This window comes from Methylobacterium sp. NPDC097929 (assembly GCF_049543375.1).
GTDB lineage: Bacteria > Pseudomonadota > Alphaproteobacteria > Rhizobiales > Beijerinckiaceae > Methylobacterium.
In genome coordinates, this window is sequence record NZ_JBMVEP010000024.1 from 17,071 (window position 1) to 34,769 (window position 17,699).

The 17,699-nt window shown below is 73.0% G+C and carries 10 protein-coding genes; 8 read left to right on the forward strand and 2 right to left on the reverse strand.

All coding sequences use genetic code 11. The annotated features are described in order from the left end of the window. The first annotated feature begins 23 nt into the window (after positions 1 to 23). Complete coding sequence (locus ACPCJR_RS25650; RefSeq protein WP_391516272.1) at positions 24 to 1,385, forward strand: cytochrome P450; 1,362 nt, start codon at positions 24 to 26, stop codon at positions 1,383 to 1,385. Between the two features lie 70 nt (positions 1,386 to 1,455). Here ACPCJR_RS25650 and ACPCJR_RS25655 read toward each other — a convergent pair whose 3' ends face one another. Beyond that, complete coding sequence (locus tag ACPCJR_RS25655) at positions 1,456 to 2,208, reverse strand: DeoR/GlpR family DNA-binding transcription regulator (RefSeq protein ID WP_391516270.1); 753 nt, start codon at positions 2,206 to 2,208, stop codon at positions 1,456 to 1,458. 163 nt (positions 2,209 to 2,371) lie between these two features. After that, a complete protein-coding gene (locus tag ACPCJR_RS25660) occupies positions 2,372 to 3,955 on the reverse strand; it encodes an amidase (protein WP_391516268.1) in 1,584 nt (527 codons plus the stop codon). A gap of 332 nt (positions 3,956 to 4,287) precedes the next feature. Here ACPCJR_RS25660 and ACPCJR_RS25665 point away from each other — a divergent pair, with 332 nt between their 5' ends. From ACPCJR_RS25665 to bcsN, 7 genes are all read left to right on the forward strand, one after another. Beyond that, complete coding sequence (locus ACPCJR_RS25665; protein WP_391516266.1) at positions 4,288 to 6,720, forward strand: response regulator; 2,433 nt, start codon at positions 4,288 to 4,290, stop codon at positions 6,718 to 6,720. 170 nt (positions 6,721 to 6,890) lie between these two features. Then, entirely contained in the window at positions 6,891 to 7,709 is an 819-nt protein-coding gene (bcsS, locus tag ACPCJR_RS25670) for a cellulose biosynthesis protein BcsS (RefSeq protein WP_391516264.1), read from the forward strand. 287 nt (positions 7,710 to 7,996) lie between these two features. Continuing rightward, positions 7,997 to 10,435 carry a UDP-forming cellulose synthase catalytic subunit gene (gene bcsA, locus ACPCJR_RS25675; RefSeq protein WP_391516262.1) on the forward strand — a complete coding sequence of 813 codons (2,439 nt, stop codon included), beginning with the start codon at positions 7,997 to 7,999 and terminating at the stop codon, positions 10,433 to 10,435. 5 nt (positions 10,436 to 10,440) lie between these two features. Beyond that, on the forward strand, positions 10,441 to 13,041 hold the full coding sequence (locus ACPCJR_RS25680; RefSeq protein ID WP_391516294.1) for a cellulose biosynthesis cyclic di-GMP-binding regulatory protein BcsB: 2,601 nt from the start codon (positions 10,441 to 10,443) through the stop codon (positions 13,039 to 13,041). Beyond that, positions 13,041 to 14,258 (forward strand): glycosyl hydrolase family 8, encoded by a 1,218-nt coding sequence (locus ACPCJR_RS25685; protein ID WP_391516260.1) that lies wholly within the window; start codon positions 13,041 to 13,043, stop codon positions 14,256 to 14,258. The genes ACPCJR_RS25680 and ACPCJR_RS25685 overlap by 1 nt, the downstream gene beginning before the upstream one ends. Further along, the gene (locus ACPCJR_RS25690; protein WP_391516258.1) at positions 14,243 to 16,234 is read left to right on the forward strand and encodes a hypothetical protein; all 1,992 of its coding nucleotides are present in this window, start codon (positions 14,243 to 14,245) and stop codon (positions 16,232 to 16,234) included. Before ACPCJR_RS25685 ends, ACPCJR_RS25690 begins: the two co-directional genes overlap by 16 nt. Further along, the gene (gene bcsN / locus ACPCJR_RS25695) at positions 16,234 to 17,244 is read left to right on the forward strand and encodes a cellulose biosynthesis protein BcsN (protein ID WP_391516256.1); all 1,011 of its coding nucleotides are present in this window, start codon (positions 16,234 to 16,236) and stop codon (positions 17,242 to 17,244) included. The genes ACPCJR_RS25690 and bcsN overlap by 1 nt, the downstream gene beginning before the upstream one ends. Positions 17,245 to 17,699 lie beyond the last annotated feature (455 nt).

Sequence of the window (17,699 nt, forward strand, 5' to 3'; positions counted from 1 at the left end):
GGAGTGCGAGAGGAACTGACGGAATGGACATGCAGGCTCCGCCCAGCCACGCGGCGCCGCGCTTGGTGCCGCCGGTGCCGGTCCCGCCGGAGCGGGAATTGCCGACGCTGCGCTTCATCGCGGCCATGCGCACCAACTGCATCGGCTGCTGGCCGGCCGCGGCCTACGAGACGCCCCTGCGCCGCCGCCGCTTGCTCGGGCGCACGCGCTTCACGGTCAGCGATCCGGACGCCGTGCGGCGCGTGCTCGTGGACAACACCGCCAACTACGCCCGCACACCGCTGACCATCCGCATATTGCGGCCCATACTCGGCGACGGCTTGCTCATCAGCGACGGGGCGGCGTGGCGCCACCAGCGGCGGACGCTGGCCCCCGCCTTCACCCCCCGGGCGGTGGAGACGCTGGTGCCCCACATCCTCTCGGCCAGCGACGAGGCGGTCGTCGCCCTCGAACGCGTGGCCGCGGCCGGGCCGGTCGATCTCTTCGCCGCGCTCCAGCGGCTCACCCTGGAGATCGCCGGGCGGACCATGTTCTCGGTGGGCATGGCGCGCCACGGGGCGCGGCTGCGCGGCTTCCTCGAAACCTATGCCGGGCGGCTCGGGCGCCCGTATCTCAGCGACGTGGTGATGCCCCTGCGCTTCGCCACGCCGCTCGACCGCGCCCGCGCCCGCTTCCGGCGCGAGTGGGTGGCCTTCCTCGACACCGTGATCGCCGACAGGGACCAAGGTCAGGAGGAGCGATCCGGGGGTGAGGCGCGCGACCTGCTCGACCTGCTGCGCGCCGCCCGCGATCCCGAGACGGGACGCGGCTTCTCGCGCGAGGAACTGTGCGATCAGGTCGCCACGATGATCCTGGCCGGGCACGAGACCACGGCGGTGACCCTGCTCTGGGCCTGCACCCTGCTCGCCCTCTCGCCCGAGACGCAAGAGGCGGTGGCCGCCGAGGCGGAGCGCACGGACAAGCCCTTCACCCGGGCGGTGATCGAGGAGACGATGCGGCTCTATCCCCCGGCCTTCGTGGTGGCCCGCCGCGCGCTCGGCCCGGACAGCCTCGCCGGGGCGGCGGTCGCCGCGGGCGACAGCGTGACGATCTCGCCCTGGCTGCTCCACCGGCACCGCCGGCTCTGGCAGGACCCCGACGCCTTCGATCCCGGCCGCTTCCTGCCCGGGGCGCCGCCCGTGCCGCGCTTCGCCTACCTGCCCTTCGGGGTGGGGCCGCGGATCTGCATCGGCGCGGCCTTCGCGCTCACCGAGGCGACGCTGGCGCTGAGCCGGATCGTCGGACATTTCCGGCTCGCGCGGGCGGATGCGCGCCCGGTGCTTCCGACCGCCGTGGTGACGACGCAGCCCGACCACGCCCCCGCCTTCCGGCTGACGCGGCGATAGGACCCCGTCCCGAACGGTGGCCACCGGCATCGGGCAAGGGCGATGCAGGGCAAGGGGCCGGCGCGGCCGATCAGGCGCAGCGCAGATCGATGTCGTGCCGGGCGAAGCGGTCCGCGAAGGGCTCGGGCGGGGGCCGGTCGGTCACCACGGTGAGCGGCGCGGCGAGGTCGAAGGTCTGAAGGTTGGCCTGACGCCCGAACTTCTGGGAATCGACCAGCAGCACCGCCCGCCGGCTCTGGCCCCGCAGCGCCCGGCGCAGGAACGATTCGTGCTCGTCGTCATCCATCCAGCCCTGCGCGAGGTCGCAGGCGGCGATGCCCATGACCGCGAGGTCAAAAACGTGCCGCCGGACGTAGTCCACGGTGTCGTAGCCGACGAGCGCGTTGTCCTTCGGCCGCAGCGTGCCCGGCGTCAGGTTGACCCGCACCGGGCTGTCGGCGAGCAGCAGGGCGAGATCGACGGCGTTCGTCGTCACCGTGAGCTTGCGGGTGGTCAGGCGCCGGGCGAAGGCGAGCGTGGTGGTGCCGGTGTCGATGAAGAGCGACATCCCGTCCTCGACGAGCCCTTCGGCGAGGGCAGCGATGCGCCCCTTCTCGCGGCTGTTGAGCCCGCTGCGCTCGACCGGGGGACGTTCCTGATCGAGGCGCGGCAGCACGGCGCCGCCGTGGATGCGCCGCAGCAGCCCGCGCTCCTCCAGCATCTTCAGGTCCCGCCGGATCGTCTCGTCGGAGACCGCTAGGATGGCGGCGATGCTGGTGACGCCGACGCGTCCGGTCTGGGCGAGCTGCGAGAGAATTTCCTCGTGGCGATGATCGGTCAGCATCCCGGCCCTGTCCCCGTTCGGGACCAGGATAGCGCCGCAACCGCAGAATGGTCGCGCACAATTTCGGCAAGTGCCGGAGGGTTGCACAGTCAGGGGCACGGGGGGCGATGCGCCTTGCCCCGGGGAGGCAAGGCGTATCGCCGTCATCGCCGCGGCGAAGCGTTCAGACCGTGAGGGCGGGCGCGCGGCGGTGATGCGTGGCCTGCTCGTAGGCGTAAGCGCAGGCGAGCAGGTCGCCCTCGCTCCACATCCGCCCGACGAAGATCAGGTTGAACGGCGAGCCCGAACGGTAGGCGCCCGCCGGCAGCGTCACCCCCGGCAGGCCGGCGATGTTGATCTCGCAGACCGTGGTCTCCAAGAGGGTGCCCGGTCCGTGCAGGGGCGGCAGCTCGGCCCGCATCTGCGGGAAGACCAGGGCATCGAGCCCGTTCTCCGCCATCACCCGGTCGAACAGCGCGAGATAGGCCTCGCGGGCGGCCAGGAAGTCGGAGAGGTCGGGCGGGCTCGCCGGATCGGCGAGGCAGGGGGCGAGCCCGCGCAGGTTCGTGATCGGGTGCAGCACGCCGCCCGGCGCGAAGGCGTCCTCGGCCCGGGTGGCTTCGGCGAAGGCAGCGAAGCTCCGGATCGCCGCGTCCGGCCCCATCCGCTCCAGGTAGAGCTGGAGGTCGTAGGGCGCGGATTCGAAGCCGCGGGCGTCGAAATAGACGAGGCCCGGCGTCGGCTCGGCGATGGCGGAAAAGTCCGTGCCGGCGAAGGGGTCGGCCACCAGCGTCGCCCCGGCGGCCGTGAGTTCCTCCTGCGCGCGGGCGTAGAGGCCAGCCGCCTCCTGCGAGAGCGGCAGGTCGCGCCAGCCCGGCCCGTACAGGCCGAGGCGCTTGCCCGCCAGCGCGCCCGCCTCCAGCCCCGCCGCGTAGCCGCCCGCCGGGCGCTTGCCGATGCCGGCCACGGTCTTGGGGTCGGCCGAGGAATAGCCGGCCAGCGCGTCGAGGGTGAGGGCAGCATCGCGCACGCAGCGGGCGATCGGCCCGACCACGTCGCGGGTGCTGCCGGCCAGCGGCATCACGCCGGCATTCGGCACGAGGCCGAAGCTCGGCTTGATGCCCACCAGCCCCTGCGCCGAGGCCGGGTTCTGGATCGAGCCGCCGGTCTCCTCGGCCAGCCCGAGGACGGCGAGGCTCGCGGCCACCGCCGTGGCGGTGCCGGCGCTGGAGCCGCCGGGGATGCGGTCGGGTGCCGCCGGGTTGAGGGTGGGGCCGGCCCAGCTGTCGTTGGCGTGGCTGCCGGTATGGCTCAGCACCGGCACGTTGGTCTTGCCGAGGATGACGCAGCCCGCCTCGCGCATCCGCGCGGTCACGGGCGCGTCGGTGGCCGGGATCAGGTCGATGCCGCCGGCGGCCGCGCAGAGGAAATGCCAGCCGCCGGTGCTCGGCAGGCCGGCCATGTCCATCGTATCCTTGATGACGACGGGCACGCCCGCGAGCGGCCCCAGGGCCTCGCCCGCCGCCCGGCGGGCATCGATGGCGCGGGCCTCCTCGACCGCCCGCGGATTCATCACGATGAGGGCGTTGTAGCGCGGATTGTAGGCGGCGATCCGCGCCAGGAAGGCCTGCGTCAGCGCCTCCGCCGTCACGCTTTTCTCGGCGAGGCCCCTCTGAACGTCCGCGACCGTCATCTCGATCAGCTGCGCCGCCAGGGCATCCTCGGCGGTGTCGGAGGCGGCAGGCACGGAAAGGGCTGTCTGACTCATCGGGCTCTCACACTTCGCACATCTCTCGACGGCGCGGGGCCATCCTCTCGAAGAGGATCGCCCGACACGGGTCCGCCACCGGCATCAGCGGCCGGCCCGCACGATCAGGCAAGGCACATGCCACGAAAGCCACAAATCCCGCATCACGAGTGCCGGCCTCCGACCCGCGTGGGGCGGGCAGCGGGGACGAAGGATCGGCCGGTCTTGAGGTCGGCCCGCGCGAAATGCCGTCGTCGTTAACCGGCCCTTAAGCGCTTGATCCCCTCGTTTGAGGGGCAGGATTGCCAATCCCGGCACCCTGCGGTCGGCCAGCCGTGGTGGCGGAGACCCGCATGCCGGATTCCTTGCGAATCTCGCTCAAGGTGCTGAACGCGACCCAGCTCGCCGCGATCGCGGCGGGGGCGCTCCTGCTCGCTTGGCTCGGGACGGTCGCCCTCGGCACCGGCACGGGGCCCGCGGCGGAGGGCGCGCGCGGGACGGCGCTGGCGGCCGCGCGCGCCTTCGCCGAGGCCGTGGATGCCGAGCTTCACGGCAGCGTCGGGCAGGCGCGCAACGCCGCGCTGCTGCTGCGCCCCGACGATCCGGCGCTCTCCGAGGACGAGCGCACGGCCTTGCTCGGCGACTGGCTCGCCCTCAATCCGCGCTACCACGATGCGGCCCTGATCGCCCCGGACGGGAGCGTGCGGGCGGCGGCCGACCGCCGCCGCGTCGGCACCAGCGTCGCGCGCCAGCCCTGGTTCGCCCGGGCCCGCAACGCCGAGATCGTCGTCGCCACGGGCGGCGACGAGGCGGCCCCCCTCGAGATCGCCGTGGCCCTCGGCACGCCGGGCCGCTCCGACCGGATCCAGCTTCGGGCCGGCCCCGACTTCCTCCTCGCGATCGGTCCGCGCGTGCGCCAGGCGCTCGCCCTGCCGGCCTCCGTGGCCTTCGCCGTCACCGGTGCCGACGGGCGGATGCTCGCGGGCCAGCCCTCCGCTCCGACGGGCGGCCGGGCCTCGGCCTCCGTTCCCGTGCAGGGTGGGCGCGAATTGGGCAGCCCCGGCTGGCTGGTCACCGCCTCCGTGCCCGCGGCCGCCGCGCCGGCGCTGCTCCCGGATGCGCGCCTCCTGATGCTGGCGCTCGCCGTGGTGCTGGCCGCGGGCCTGATCGGCTACGCCCTGGGCGGGCGGGCAGCGCAGCCGCTGGAGCGTCTGGCCGAGGGCGGGGGCGAGCCGGACGAGGCCGCCGCCTCGCCCGTGCGCGAGATCGCGGCCCTGACCCGGACGATCGCCGGCCGCTCCCAGAGCACCGATGCGGCGCTGGCGCTGGCGGGCACGGGACTCGACCGCATCAAGGGCCGGCTCCAGACCTTCGAAGCCATGTCCGGCTGGACCTGCTGGGAGATCGACCCGGAGACGCGGCAGGTGGTCTGGTCGGATTCCGACAGCACCGGCACGCCGACCGCCGCCGACCACGCCACCGACCTGTCCGATCTCGCCGAATGGTTCGAGCCGGACGATCGTCCCCTGCTCGACCTCGCCCTCAAGGCGGCGCGCGACGCCGACGGTCCCCACGACGTGGTGCTGCGCGCCCGCGCCGACGGCGAGGCCGAGCCGGGGGCGGAGCGGCGCGTGCTGGTCCGCTTCCTGCGCGGGGCCGGGGACGGCAGCCGCATCCATGCCCTCAGCCGGTCGATCGAGCCCGGTCTCTCCGAGACGCCGGCCGGCCTGAACGAGCGGCGGCGCAACGTGGTCCTGCGCCGCGTCACCGACGGCATCGTCCACGACTTCAACGACGCGCTGACCGTCATCCTCACCAATCTCGGCCTCGTGCGCCGACGCCAGGGCCTCGACGCCGAGCAGGCGCGCCTCGTGGACGCGGCCCTCACCGGGGCGCGGCGCGGTGCGGCGCTCACCCGGCGGATGCTGAACCTCGTGCGCGGCGAGAGCGACGCGCTGGCCGAGAGCGACCTCGCCGCTTCCGTCGAATCCGCCCTCGCCTTCATGCAGGCCAACGTCCTGCGGGACGTGCCGGTGATCAACCGCATCCCCGGCGCGCTGCCGCGGGTGCTGTGCGCCGAGCGCATCCTCGAAGTGACGCTGCTCAACATCGCCTTCCACTTCCGCGACCACGGGCTGCACGGCTTCGCGGTCGGCGCCGCGGAGCACGTGGCCGAGACGGAGACCGGGTTCGGCCTGGCCCCAGGGGCCTATGTGCGCCTCCTCGTCGCCAGCGGGCAGCGCGTGCCGGGCACGGAGGCGGAGGTCCCGGGCCGGCGCGCCCTCGAAACCGTGGCCAGGCTGCTGGCCGAGGTCGGCGCGGGCTGGCGCCTCGTCTCCGACGGCACGGGCGAGGAGGCCTTCGTCGCCGAGATCTGGCTGCGCGCCGCGCCGCGGGCGGCCTCGGAGCCGGTGGTCTGGCAATCACCCTTGAGCATCCTCCTCGTCGAGAGCGACGGCCTCGTCCGGACCAGCCTCGCCGAGGCCCTGTCCGATCTCGGCCACCGCGTCGTCCAGGCGGCCTCGGGCGAGCACGCCCTCGACCTCCTGCGCGAGGACGCGGCCTTCGACGCCATGGTCGCCGACCAGTCGATGCCGGTCATGACGGGCCTCCAGCTCGCCGCGACGGTGGTCGAGCGCTACCCCGAGATCCGCATCATCCTGGCAAGCCCCCACGGGCAGCTCCCGGCGACCGCGCGGCAGTTCCTGCAGCTGGACAAGCCGTTCCGCCCGGACGACCTCGCGGCCGTGCTGAGTGCGGCCGCCCCGCAGGCGCGCGCGGCGTAAGAGGGTCCCTTCCCCCCGCGGCAAAAGTTGGCTGCATTCGCAGCCGCTCCAGGCCCCGCTTCCGAAGTTGTGAGCACCGGCGGAAATCGCCTTTTCGCGGTTTCGGGAGCCTCTTGTTAACCGTCAGCTCGGATAAATCGGTGCGTAGCGTGTGCGTATCCGAGGTTCGAATGGCTGTGGTCTCACGCCAACATCGACGGTGTTCCGGGAAACCTTGCGTCCTGGTCCTCGGATTGGCAGCCGCCCTCGGCCTGTCGGCTCCGGCCGCCGCCGCCGACCTGCCCGCCGCGCCCGCCGTCTCCGCGGGCACCGACTGGTACACCGGCGCGCCGCAGCAGGCGGTGGACGACAGCTGGGCGGTCGCCGTCGACGGCTCGACCAGCGTCACCTCCAACAGCTCGGCCTTCGGCTCCGTCACGGTCACGACGGCCCTGGGAAGCCCGCCGACGGTGAGCGGCGCCCGCGTGCGCATCGAGGGCGTGGCCGGCACCTATTCCTACCCCGGCCAAGCGGTCGGCGCCCGCGTCACCGGCTACCAGCAGGAGGGCTCGGCGCTGGCCGGCTACGAGTGGATCTGGCGGGACGCGGCGCTGGCCGGCTACATCGGCTTCAACGTGCGCAGCAACCAGCTCTCGATCGCCGATCCGGGCAACCCGGTGGTGGGCACCGGCGTCGGTTTGAAGGTCGCCGGAAACTTCTACGCCAACCCGACCGACCGCACGATGGTCTCGGCCTACGGCTCCTACTCGACCAAGTTCAACGCCTACTATTCCCGCTTCCGCGTCGGCTACATGGTCGCCGATGGCGTCTATATCGGCCCCGAGGCACTGTTCCTCGGCGACGACTTCTTCCGCCAGTACCGGGTCGGCGCCCACCTCACCGGGCTGACCTTCGGCCCCGTGCAGATGTCGCTCGCGGCCGGCTACGTGAAGGACCGCATCCAGGGCACCGGCTACTATTCGAGCATCGAGGCACGAGCGAACTTCTGATGCGGGGCGGCCTTGCCATCGCCCGTGCCGAGTCCGACGATCGAAGGAAGACGGGCCCATTGGAAAGATCTTTTTCCCAAATGCGTCTTATCCTTCAATGATCTTTCGCGGCGAGCGAACGATGTTTCCGCCAGAGGAACAATCCGTCACAGCGCAAAATCAACCTTAGTCGGACAGCGACGCGATGGCTCCGTGAACCCACCGGGAAATTGTCGTATTTCAATGATGGTCCTGGTGGCGTCGCAGAGGTGGCGGGTGTGATACGTGCGCTTCGGTGGCTGGCCTGGATGGGGACGACCGTTGCCGGTCTCATCCTGCTGAGCCAACCGGTCGGGACACAGAACCAGCTCGCCATGAGCCTCGCCGCCATGGCGGCGATGATCGTGCTGTGGCTGTTCCTCGACGGGCCGCGCACGCGCTTCGTGTTCCTGGCGCTGGGGAGCCTCGTGGTGCTCCGCTACATCCTGTGGCGGGTCACCGACACGCTGCCCTCGCCCGGCGATCCGGTCAGCTTTGGCTTCGGGCTGCTGCTGCTCGTGGGCGAATTGTACTGCGTCTTCATCCTCTTCGTCAGCCTGATCATCAACGCCGACCCGCTCAAGCGCCGACCGCCCCCGGCGGCGAACGCCGCCGCGCTGCCGACCGTCGACATCTTCGTGCCGAGCTACAACGAGGATGCGGCGATCCTGGCGATGACGTTGGCCGCCGCGCGCCAGATCAACTACCCGCCCGACAAGCTCACGGTCTGGCTCCTCGACGACGGCGGCACCGATCAGAAATGCGCCGACGCCGACCCGGAGAAGGCGAGGGCCGCGCAGGAGCGGCGGCGCGACCTCCAGGCCCTGTGCGACGAACTCGGCTGCCGCTACCTCACCCGCGCCCGCAACGAGCACGCCAAGGCGGGCAACCTCAACAACGGGCTGGCCCACGCCACCGGCGACATCGTCGCCGTGCTCGATGCCGACCACGTCCCCTTCCGCTCCTTCCTGAGCGAGACGGTCGGCTACTTCGCGGAAGATCCGAAGCTCTTCCTCGTGCAGACGCCGCACGCCTTCCTCAATCCCGATCCGATCGAGCGGAACCTCAAGACCTTCGACCGGATGCCGTCGGAGAACGAGATGTTCTACGCGGTGACGCAGCGCGGGCTCGACAAGTGGAACGGCTCGTTCTTCTGCGGGTCCGCGGCCCTGCTGCGCCGCACGGCTCTGGACGAGGCCGGGGGGTTCTCGGGCATCACCATCACCGAGGATTGCGAGACCGCCTTCGAGCTGCATTCCCGCGGCTGGACCAGCGCCTATGTCGACAAGCCCCTGATCGCCGGCCTGCAGCCCGAGACGCTGACGGCCTTCATCGGCCAGCGCTCGCGCTGGTGCCAGGGCATGTTCCAGATCCTGCTCCTGAAGAACCCCGCGCTGCAGAAGGGGCTCAAGCCGATCCAGAAGATCGCCTACCTCTCCAGCATGACGTTCTGGTTCTTCCCGGTGCCGCGGCTGATCTTCATGTTCGCGCCGCTGCTGCACATCTTCTTCGACCTGAAGATCTTCGTGGCCAGCGTCGATGAGTCTATCGCCTATACGGCGACCTACATCGTCATCAACCTGATGATGCAGAACTACGTCTACGGAAAGTTCCGCTGGCCCTTCGTCTCGGAACTCTACGAGTACGTCCAGGGCCTCTACCTCTCGAAGGCGATCGTCTCGGTGATCTGGTCGCCGAGGAAACCCACCTTCAACGTCACCGACAAGGGCATCAGCCTCGACCACAACCACCTCTCGTCGGCCTCGCTCCCCTTCTTCGCGGTCTACGGCCTCCTGGCCATCGGCTGCGCGGTGGCGGCGTGGCGCTACATGTTCGAGCCGGGCGTGACCAACCTGATGCTGGTGGTCGGCCTGTGGAACTTCTTCAACCTGCTGACCGCGGGCGCCGCGCTCGGCGTCTGCGCCGAGCGCCGCCAGCTGGAGCGGACGCCCTCGCTCGCGATCAACCGCCGCGGCGGGCTCACCCTCGGCGGCCGGGCGGTGGACGTCTCCATCGAGCGCGTCTCGGCCGAGGGCTGCACCGTCCGGCTGCCGGCCGCCCTGGCCCCGCCGGGCGTCGGCAAGGCGAAGCTCTCGGGTGCGCTGAGCGTCGTGCCGGTGGCGGGCGCGCGGGCCGCGGGCGCCCTGCCTGTCACCCTCGAAGGGATCGAGCGCGACCGCGACGCGGTCTTCGCCCGTCTCGGCTTCGGCCGGCTGCGGCCGCAGGATTACGTGGCGCTGGCCGGCCTGATGTACGGCGACGCGGAGGCGATGCGCCGCTTCCAGATGCGGCGGCGGCGCCACAAGGACATCCTCACCGGCACCCTGCAATTCATCTGGTGGGGCCTGTCCGAGCCCGTTCGCGCCTTGCGCTACGCCTTCGCCGCCGACGCGCGGCCGGCGCTCGCCGCCGCCACGGGCGAAACCTCGCCGATCTACGACGCGCCGGAACAGGCGCCGACCGGGACCGGCCTGCCGGAACCGCTGCTCTACCCGCCCGCGCCGCGTCCGGTGGCCGCGGAGCCTCGCGAGCCGGCGATGTCCCAAGCCGCGGCTCAGGCTGCGGCTCACGCGGCCTCTTCCTCGTCGTCTCCGCTCCCGACCCAGGCGCCGGCCCGCGCCTCGAACGACTGGGTGCGGATGATGCTCGACTACGAGAACGAGCGTGCCCTGTCCGGCCAGGCCGGCCGCGGCACGGGCACGGCGTGAGCGCGATGCCCCCGCCCTCCCGAGCCGCGCGCGCCTGCGCCCTCCCGTTCCTGGCCGCCCTCGCCTGCGCCCTCGCGGCCGGCGCGCCGGCCCGGGCGCAGAGCTTCCTCGGGACGGGTCCGGCCGAGCGGCTGACGGTTCCCCCGACCGGGGATGCCCTGCGCCCGCAGGCCCGCCCACCGGCCGGCCAGCCCCCGGCGGGGGGGCCTCCCGGGGCCGGCGCGCCCGCCCGTCCCCCGGCGGCCGAGACCGACGCCGCCCGCCGCCCCCCGGTCCAGGCCACCATCGCCCCGGCCCGGCGCCTGCCGGCGGGCACGCGGGGCTTTCGCCTCTCGGGCGAGGAGGACGGGCTGCAATACCCGGTCTACCTCACGGAGGGGCAGGCCCGCGGCACGGCGCGGCTGCGCGTCTCCTACCTCTCGGCGATCTCGGTGGCGCCCGAGGTCTCGGAGCTGACCGGCCTCGTCAACGGCACCAAGGTCGGCTGGACGCGGATCCAGGCCCCCGGCGCCGTTAAGGTCGTGGAGTTCGCGATCCCCGACGGCGTGCTCAAGGGCGGCTACAACGCCGTGACGCTGACGGCGAGCCAGCGCCACCGGGTCGACTGCTCGATCGACGCCACCTACGAGCTATGGACGCAGATCGACCCCTCCCGCTCCGGCCTCGTGGTGGCGCCGGCCCCCGACCTCGAACTGAAGTCGCTGGCCGCCCTGGAGCCCGACGAGAGCGGCGCGCTTCCCGTCGGCGTGCTGCTCAACGAGCGGCCGAACCTGCCGCGCCTCGAGCGCATGATCGGCGCGGTGCAGGCGCTGGCCCTGGTCGGCCGCCTCGCCCGGCCCGCGGTCACGTTCGGGGGCCCGCTCACCGGCCGCAACGGCGTCAACCTCGTCGTGGGCACCGCGACCGAGATCCGCGGCACCGAGGGGCTCGACGACCTCGGGCCCATCACCGGGCCGCGGCTCGCCCTGCTGCCCTCGCGGGGCAACCGCGTGCCGACCCTGGTCGTGTCCGGTCAGGGCCCCGACGACGTGCGCGCGGCCATCGCCCAACTCGCCGCCCTGGGCGATCCCGGCGGCAGCACGGCGGGCGCCACGCTGGCGCCCCTGGTGCGGGGCTACGAGGTGCAGGGGGGCGAGCGCCTCGACCTGGAACGCCTCGGGGTCGCCACCCGCGAATTCAACGGGCGGCTGCTGCGCACCCGGTTCGAACTCCGCTTCCCCGCCGATTTCGTGCCCGCCGACTACGGCAAGGTGATGCTGCATCTGGCCGGCGGCTACGCCGCGGGGCTGGATTCGAGCGCCCAGATCGTGGTCGACATCAACGGCCGCAACGCCGCGAGCGTGCCGCTGCCCTACACCCGGGGCGAGGTGTTCGACGATCAAGCCATCCCGCTCCCCTTGAGCCTGTGGCGGCCGGGCCTGAACCGCGTCGAGATCAGCGCGCAGCTGCCGAACGCCTCGGACAAGGTCTGCGACACGCTCTCCCCGGCCGCGCGCCAGCCGCGCTTCCTCTTCCTCGACCGCACGCGCCTCGAGATCCCGGCCCTGGCGCGGGCGGTGCGCAGCCCCGACCTCGCGGCGGTCAAGGCCGGCGCCGTGCCCTTCGTCGCGCCGGGGCCGCGCCCGCGCCTCGTGCTGCCGACCACCGACCGCGACACGGCCGACGCCGCCGCCACCCTGGCCGCCCGCCTCGCCATCGCCGCCAAGCGCGTCATCGATTTCGAACTCGTCTCGGATGCGGGCGGCACGGAAGGGGGCGCGAGCCTCGTGGTGGCGCCCGCCCGCGCGCTCAACCCCGTCACGATCCAGTCGGTCGGGCTCGACCCGGACGAGATCCGCCGGGTCTGGGGCGGACGGGCCGAGACCGTGGCCACGCCGGGCCCGTTCGGCGCCGAGGGCGTGCTGACCCTCGACCGGCTGCGCCGCGACCTGCCGATGCGCTGCGCCCTGCCGCCCGCGGCCGTCCCGGTCAGCGTCGCCGCCCCCGCCGCGCCGCCCAAGTCGGATCCCGCGACGCAGCCGCCGCCCACCGCGGCGGCGAACGCGCCCTCGGGCGCTCCGGCCACCGAGGCGGAGATCCTCGCTCGCTGGGATCAGGCCCTGTCGGGCTCGGCCTTCGTCCCGACCGTCCTGCGGGAAGGCTGGAGCGGGCTCGCGAACCGGGCCCTGAAGCTGCGCGACGACGTGTCGGGTCTGGTCGAGAAGCCGGCCGGCCCCTCGGTCTCCCTCGACCCCCGCGCCTCGCTGATCATCGCCGAGGGCAATAGCGGCCCGGCGCTCAGCGACAGCACCGTGCTGGTCACCGCCCCCAACCCGTCGATGCTCAAGGCCTCCGTGTCCTGCCTCGTCGACCCCGTGGTCTGGACCCGCCTCGTCGGGCGGGCCGCCTTCCTCGACGCCTCGGACGGCACCCTCACCACCGTCGAGCCGGATCACGTCGCCCTGATCGAGACGCGCGCGTGGTCGCTGCCGAACTTCCGGCTGGTCTCGGCCGCCTGGCTCTCGCTCAACCCCGCCTCCTATGTCGGCATGACCCTGTTCATGGCCCTGTGCCTCGGCCTCGCCACGACGGGCCTCGTGCGCCAGCTCGGCCGGAGGAACGATTGATGCAGGCCGTCCGCCCCCCGCGCCGCCGCCCGGTCCCTGCCGCCGCCCTGCTCGCGGGCGCGGCACTCGCCGCCCTGCTCGCCGCCGCGCCCGTCCGGGCTCAGCCGGTGCCGACGCCGCAGACCGCCCAGCCCCCGGAGGCCGCCACGGTGCCCCCCGCCACCGCCCTGCCGACGCAGCCGCGGGCCGAGAGCCCGGCCCGCTCCGAGATCGGCCTGAGCCTCGCCAACACCCTCGGCGACGATGCGGGGTGGCGCGCCTACCGGGCGCGCTTCGTCACGGAGCAGGGCCGGGTCGTCGACACCGCCAACGGCCTCATCAGCCACAGCGAGGGCCAGGGCTACGGCATGCTGCTCGCGGTCGCCGCCGGCGACCGCCCCGCCTTCGAACGGATCTGGGGCTGGACCCGCGCCAACCTGATGGTGCGCTCCGACGAACTGCTGGCCTGGCGCTGGTCGCCCGACCATCGGCCGGCGGTCGCCGACATGAACAACGCCACCGACGGCGACATCCTCGTCGCCTGGGCGCTCACCGAGGCGGCGGAGGCCTGGGGCGAGCCCTCCTACCGCACCGCGGCGCGCCGCATCGCCGTCGAGTTCGGCCGCAAGACCATCCTGTTCAAGGACCCGCACGGGCCGGTCCTGCTGCCCGCCGTCGCCGGCTTCTCCGCCCGCGAGCGCGCCGACGGCCCCCTGATCAACCTGTCCTACTGGGTCTTTCCCGCCTTCCAGCGCCTGCCGATCGTGGCGCCGGAATACGATTGGGCCTCGCTCATCCGCAGCGGCCTCGATTTCCTGCGCCAGTCCCGGTTCGGGCCGAGCAGCCTGCCGACCGAGTGGATCTCCGCCAAGGACGCGCTGCGGCCGGCCGACGGCTTCCCCGCCCTGTTCTCCTACAACGCGATCCGCGTGCCCCTGTATCTGGCCTGGGCAGGCGTCGGGCGTCCGGAGGATTACGCGCCCTTCAAGGCTCTCTGGGGCGGAATCGACCGCGAGCGCCTGCCGATCGTCGACACCCGGAACGGGCAGCCCGTCGAGTGGCTGAGCGAGGCGGGCTACACGGCGATTCCCGCCATCACCGCCTGCGCCGCCGACGGCACGCCCTTCCCCGAATCCTTAAGGACGGTGCAGGACAATCAGAACTACTATCCGACCACCCTCCACCTCCTCGCGCTGGTGGCGGCCCGGATGCGGTATCCGTCATGCGTGAAGTCCTGATCCCCCTCACCGCGCTGCTGCTGGCCGGCGCGGGTCCCGCCGCCGCCCAGGGCGGCGCTGAGTCGGCTCCGCGCCTCGTCTACGGCGACGGCACCCGCGCGCCCGCGATCGTGGTCGATCCCGAGACGGGCGTCACGCCCGGCATGGTCGACGAGAGCGCGCTGCGCTACTACGCCTCGCAGAAGCAGACCGCGCGGATGAAGGCCGAGATCGCCCGGCTGAAGCGGCTCTATCCCGGCTGGACCGAGCCCTCCGACCTCGACACGCTGCAGCCGAGCCCGCCCGAAGAGGCACCGCTGTGGGATCTCTTCACCGCCGGGCGCTTCCCCGACCTGCGCGCGGCCATCGCCGCGCGCCGCTCCCTCGAACCGAACTGGCAGCCCTCGGAGGAGCTGGCGCGCAAGCTGCGCCGGGCGGAGTTCCGCACCAGCATCAAGGCCGCCGCCGAGAAGAACGGTCCGGGCAAGAATGATCCGGGCAAGAACGCCGAGGAGGTGGTCGCGCTCTACCGCGCCGATCCCAGCGCCCTCGAACCGACCGACGTGGAGAGCGTCTGGATCATCGCCGACGCGCTCGCGGCGACGGGCGCGAGCGAAGACGCCTACGATCTCTACAAGTCGGTCCTCGACGGCAGCGCGGATGCGGGCGCGCGCCTCGCCACGATCCAGAAGGCGATGAGCCATCTCAAGATGGATCAGGCCGAACGGCTGATCGCCATGGGGCGCGCCGGCCAGGGGGCGGGCCAGGGGGCAGGCCAGGAGGGCGCCTCCGAGTTCGACGCGATCCGCCTCGACATCACCCGCGCCCGCATCGCCGCCTTTCTGCACGACGAGCCGGCCCAGACCCCGACGCTGGCTGACCTCACCGCCTTCCAGACCTACGCCCGCAAGAGCGGCGACCCGAGCCAGACCGGCCTGCTCGGCTGGTACGCCTACAAGCGGCGCCAGTTCCGCGAGGCGCTGGAATGGTTCAAGCTCGCCATCGCCCGCGGCGGCGATGCCATGGTGGCCCACGGCCTCGCCCACACCCTGCGCGAACTCAACATGCTGCGCGAGGCGGAGGAAGTGGCCTACGCCTGGCGCGACCGCTTCGTCGGCAACGAACTGCTCTTCATCGACGTGCTCGAACGCAAGCTGACGCAGGCCAACCCGCCCTTCATCGAGCCCGCCCGGATCGAGCGCTACGCCAAGGTCGTGATCGCCAGCGCCTCCGGCGAGGGCGCGCAGGGGCTCGCGTGGTACGCCTACAATTCCTGCCAGTTCGACACGGCGCTCGAATGGTTTCAGCGCGCCGTCGCCTGGATGCCGAGCGAGACCACGGTGTTCGGCTACGCCCTGACTCTGCAGCGATTGAAGCGCCAGCGCCCCTATCTCGAGGTGGTGAACCGCTACGACGGCTTGTTTCCGAAGGTCGTCGACATGCTGTTTCGCGAGGAGACCGGCGGGCCGCCGCTGCCCTGCGCCGCGGCCCAGCAGCCCCCCTCATCCCCGGCGCGCCCACCCGCCGCTCGGGCGGAGGCAAAGCCCGAGAGCCCCTCCTACGGCCGGGTGCCCCGGCCGGATTCGGCCACCGTCGGTGCCCGGACCGAGACGCCGCCGGCGGTCCAGCGCAACGAGTTCCCCCTCGCGGTGGCCCTCGACAATCCCCTGCGCTACCCGCCCGCCTCGCTGCAGCGCGCGCTCTCCGATCCGGTCGCGCCCGGCAGCTATGCCCGCGAGCCCGCGACGGGGCGCCCGCCCCTGGTGGCGCGGCGCGTCAACGGGGCGGGACCGATGCCCTACGAGCGCTACGGCTTCGCCCTGTTGCCGGGGTATAACGGCCTCGACAAGCCGGAGACCCTGGGCGCGCCGCCGCCGGGCACGCTCTGGCAGGACCAGCAGGCGGAGCGCGGCCGGGGCGCCTCCCCGGAGAACGACCGCTTCTCCGTCCCCTCCCGCGTCTCCACGGGCGGCGGATCGACCGGGAAAGGCTTTTAGTGCGTTCGCGTATCTCCGGCTCCCTCGCGGCGGCCGTCGCCCTTCTCGCCGGCCCGGCCCTGGCCCAGTCCGCACCCGCCCTGCGCCTGCCCGGCGCCGGGCCGGTGGCCGGCATCGTCGAAACCCGCCTGCGCGACGGCTTCGATCAGCGCATCCGTTTCGAGGGCGGCGACGGCCGCAACCATGCCGAGATCGCGCTGCGCAACGAGACCGGGGATCTGCTCCTGGCCTTCCCGCCCCGTCTGGCCAAGCCGAGCCAGTTCGGCATCGAGAGCGAGATGGCCGTGCGCTTTCCCGGGCAGGTCATGCGCGCCGTCGCACCGCGCCGCAACGGCTTTGGGCCGGTCGGCATGGCGCTGAGCGCGGAGTGCCTCTACGCGTGGCAGTGGTTCGAGCGGCCGAGCGCGGCCCAGCGCGTCGCGAGCCGGGGCGGCCTGCTCGACACGCTGGCGCCCACGGCGGGGCGGCGCGCCCTCTCCCTCCGGATCCGGCTGTGCCGGACGGCCCAGGCCAGCCTCGACGATCTCGTCGCCGCGGTCGAGCGGATGACGATCGCGCTGCCCGGCGAGCCGGGCGCGGCGGGGCGCCCCGGCCGAGCCGGACCCCGTCCAGCCCTGGTGCGGCGCCCGCCGCCGGCGCGCGCACGGCAGGCCGCGCGGCCCGCTCCGCAGGAACCGCCGCCGGCCGCCACGCCCCAATCCGCTCCGACACCGCCCCCCCAGCAGGCCGCGCCCCCGGCCCGGCCGCAGGTCCCGGCACCGCCCGACAGCGCCGGCCGCCGCTACATCGCGCCGCCGACCCCGGAGGGAACGCCGCCCGCACCGCCGCCGGAGGCGGGCGCGGGCGCGGGCGGCGCGCAGCGCTTTATCACCGGCGTCCCGAAACCGGGCGAGGGCTCCGGCCGCGACCTGATGCCGAGCCCGGCCCCCGGCCGCTCGACCGGCGAGAGCCTATCGCGAGACCTCCCGCCGGAAGCCTACCGCCCCGCTCCGGACCGCAGAGGCCCCTGACGACGCGAAAGTCGGCGTGAGAGGGTTCGGCGACCATCGACGGCTCCTGAAGCGTGCAGCATCCATCTCTGCATGGGGCGCTCGGCCGGAGTTTTTCGCTGTTTCCGTCCTCGCGAGGCGAAGCCGAAGCGATCCAGGCCGCGGCGCTTCCGGACTGGGCGTAGGCTTATCCGCGCAAGCTGGAGCAGGTCGAGCCCCCTCCCCTCTCGCGGAGTGTGTCGCGGCCGGGTCGGCTCGGCGGCCTGTGCGTCGCCGCGGGTTTGGCTCCGCACGCGCCCCTGACGGCCTGGGGCAGCGCGGCGTGGCCTGGACGCAGGAAAGCCCGCGCGGCGTGGGCCGTGCGGGCGGGTGTGTGCGGTCTGGTCCGCGTCGGGTTGTGTGCGTGTGGGTGTGAGTTTGGTTGCGGGGGCTGGATTTGAACCAGCGACCTTCAGGTTATGAGCCTGACGAGCTAC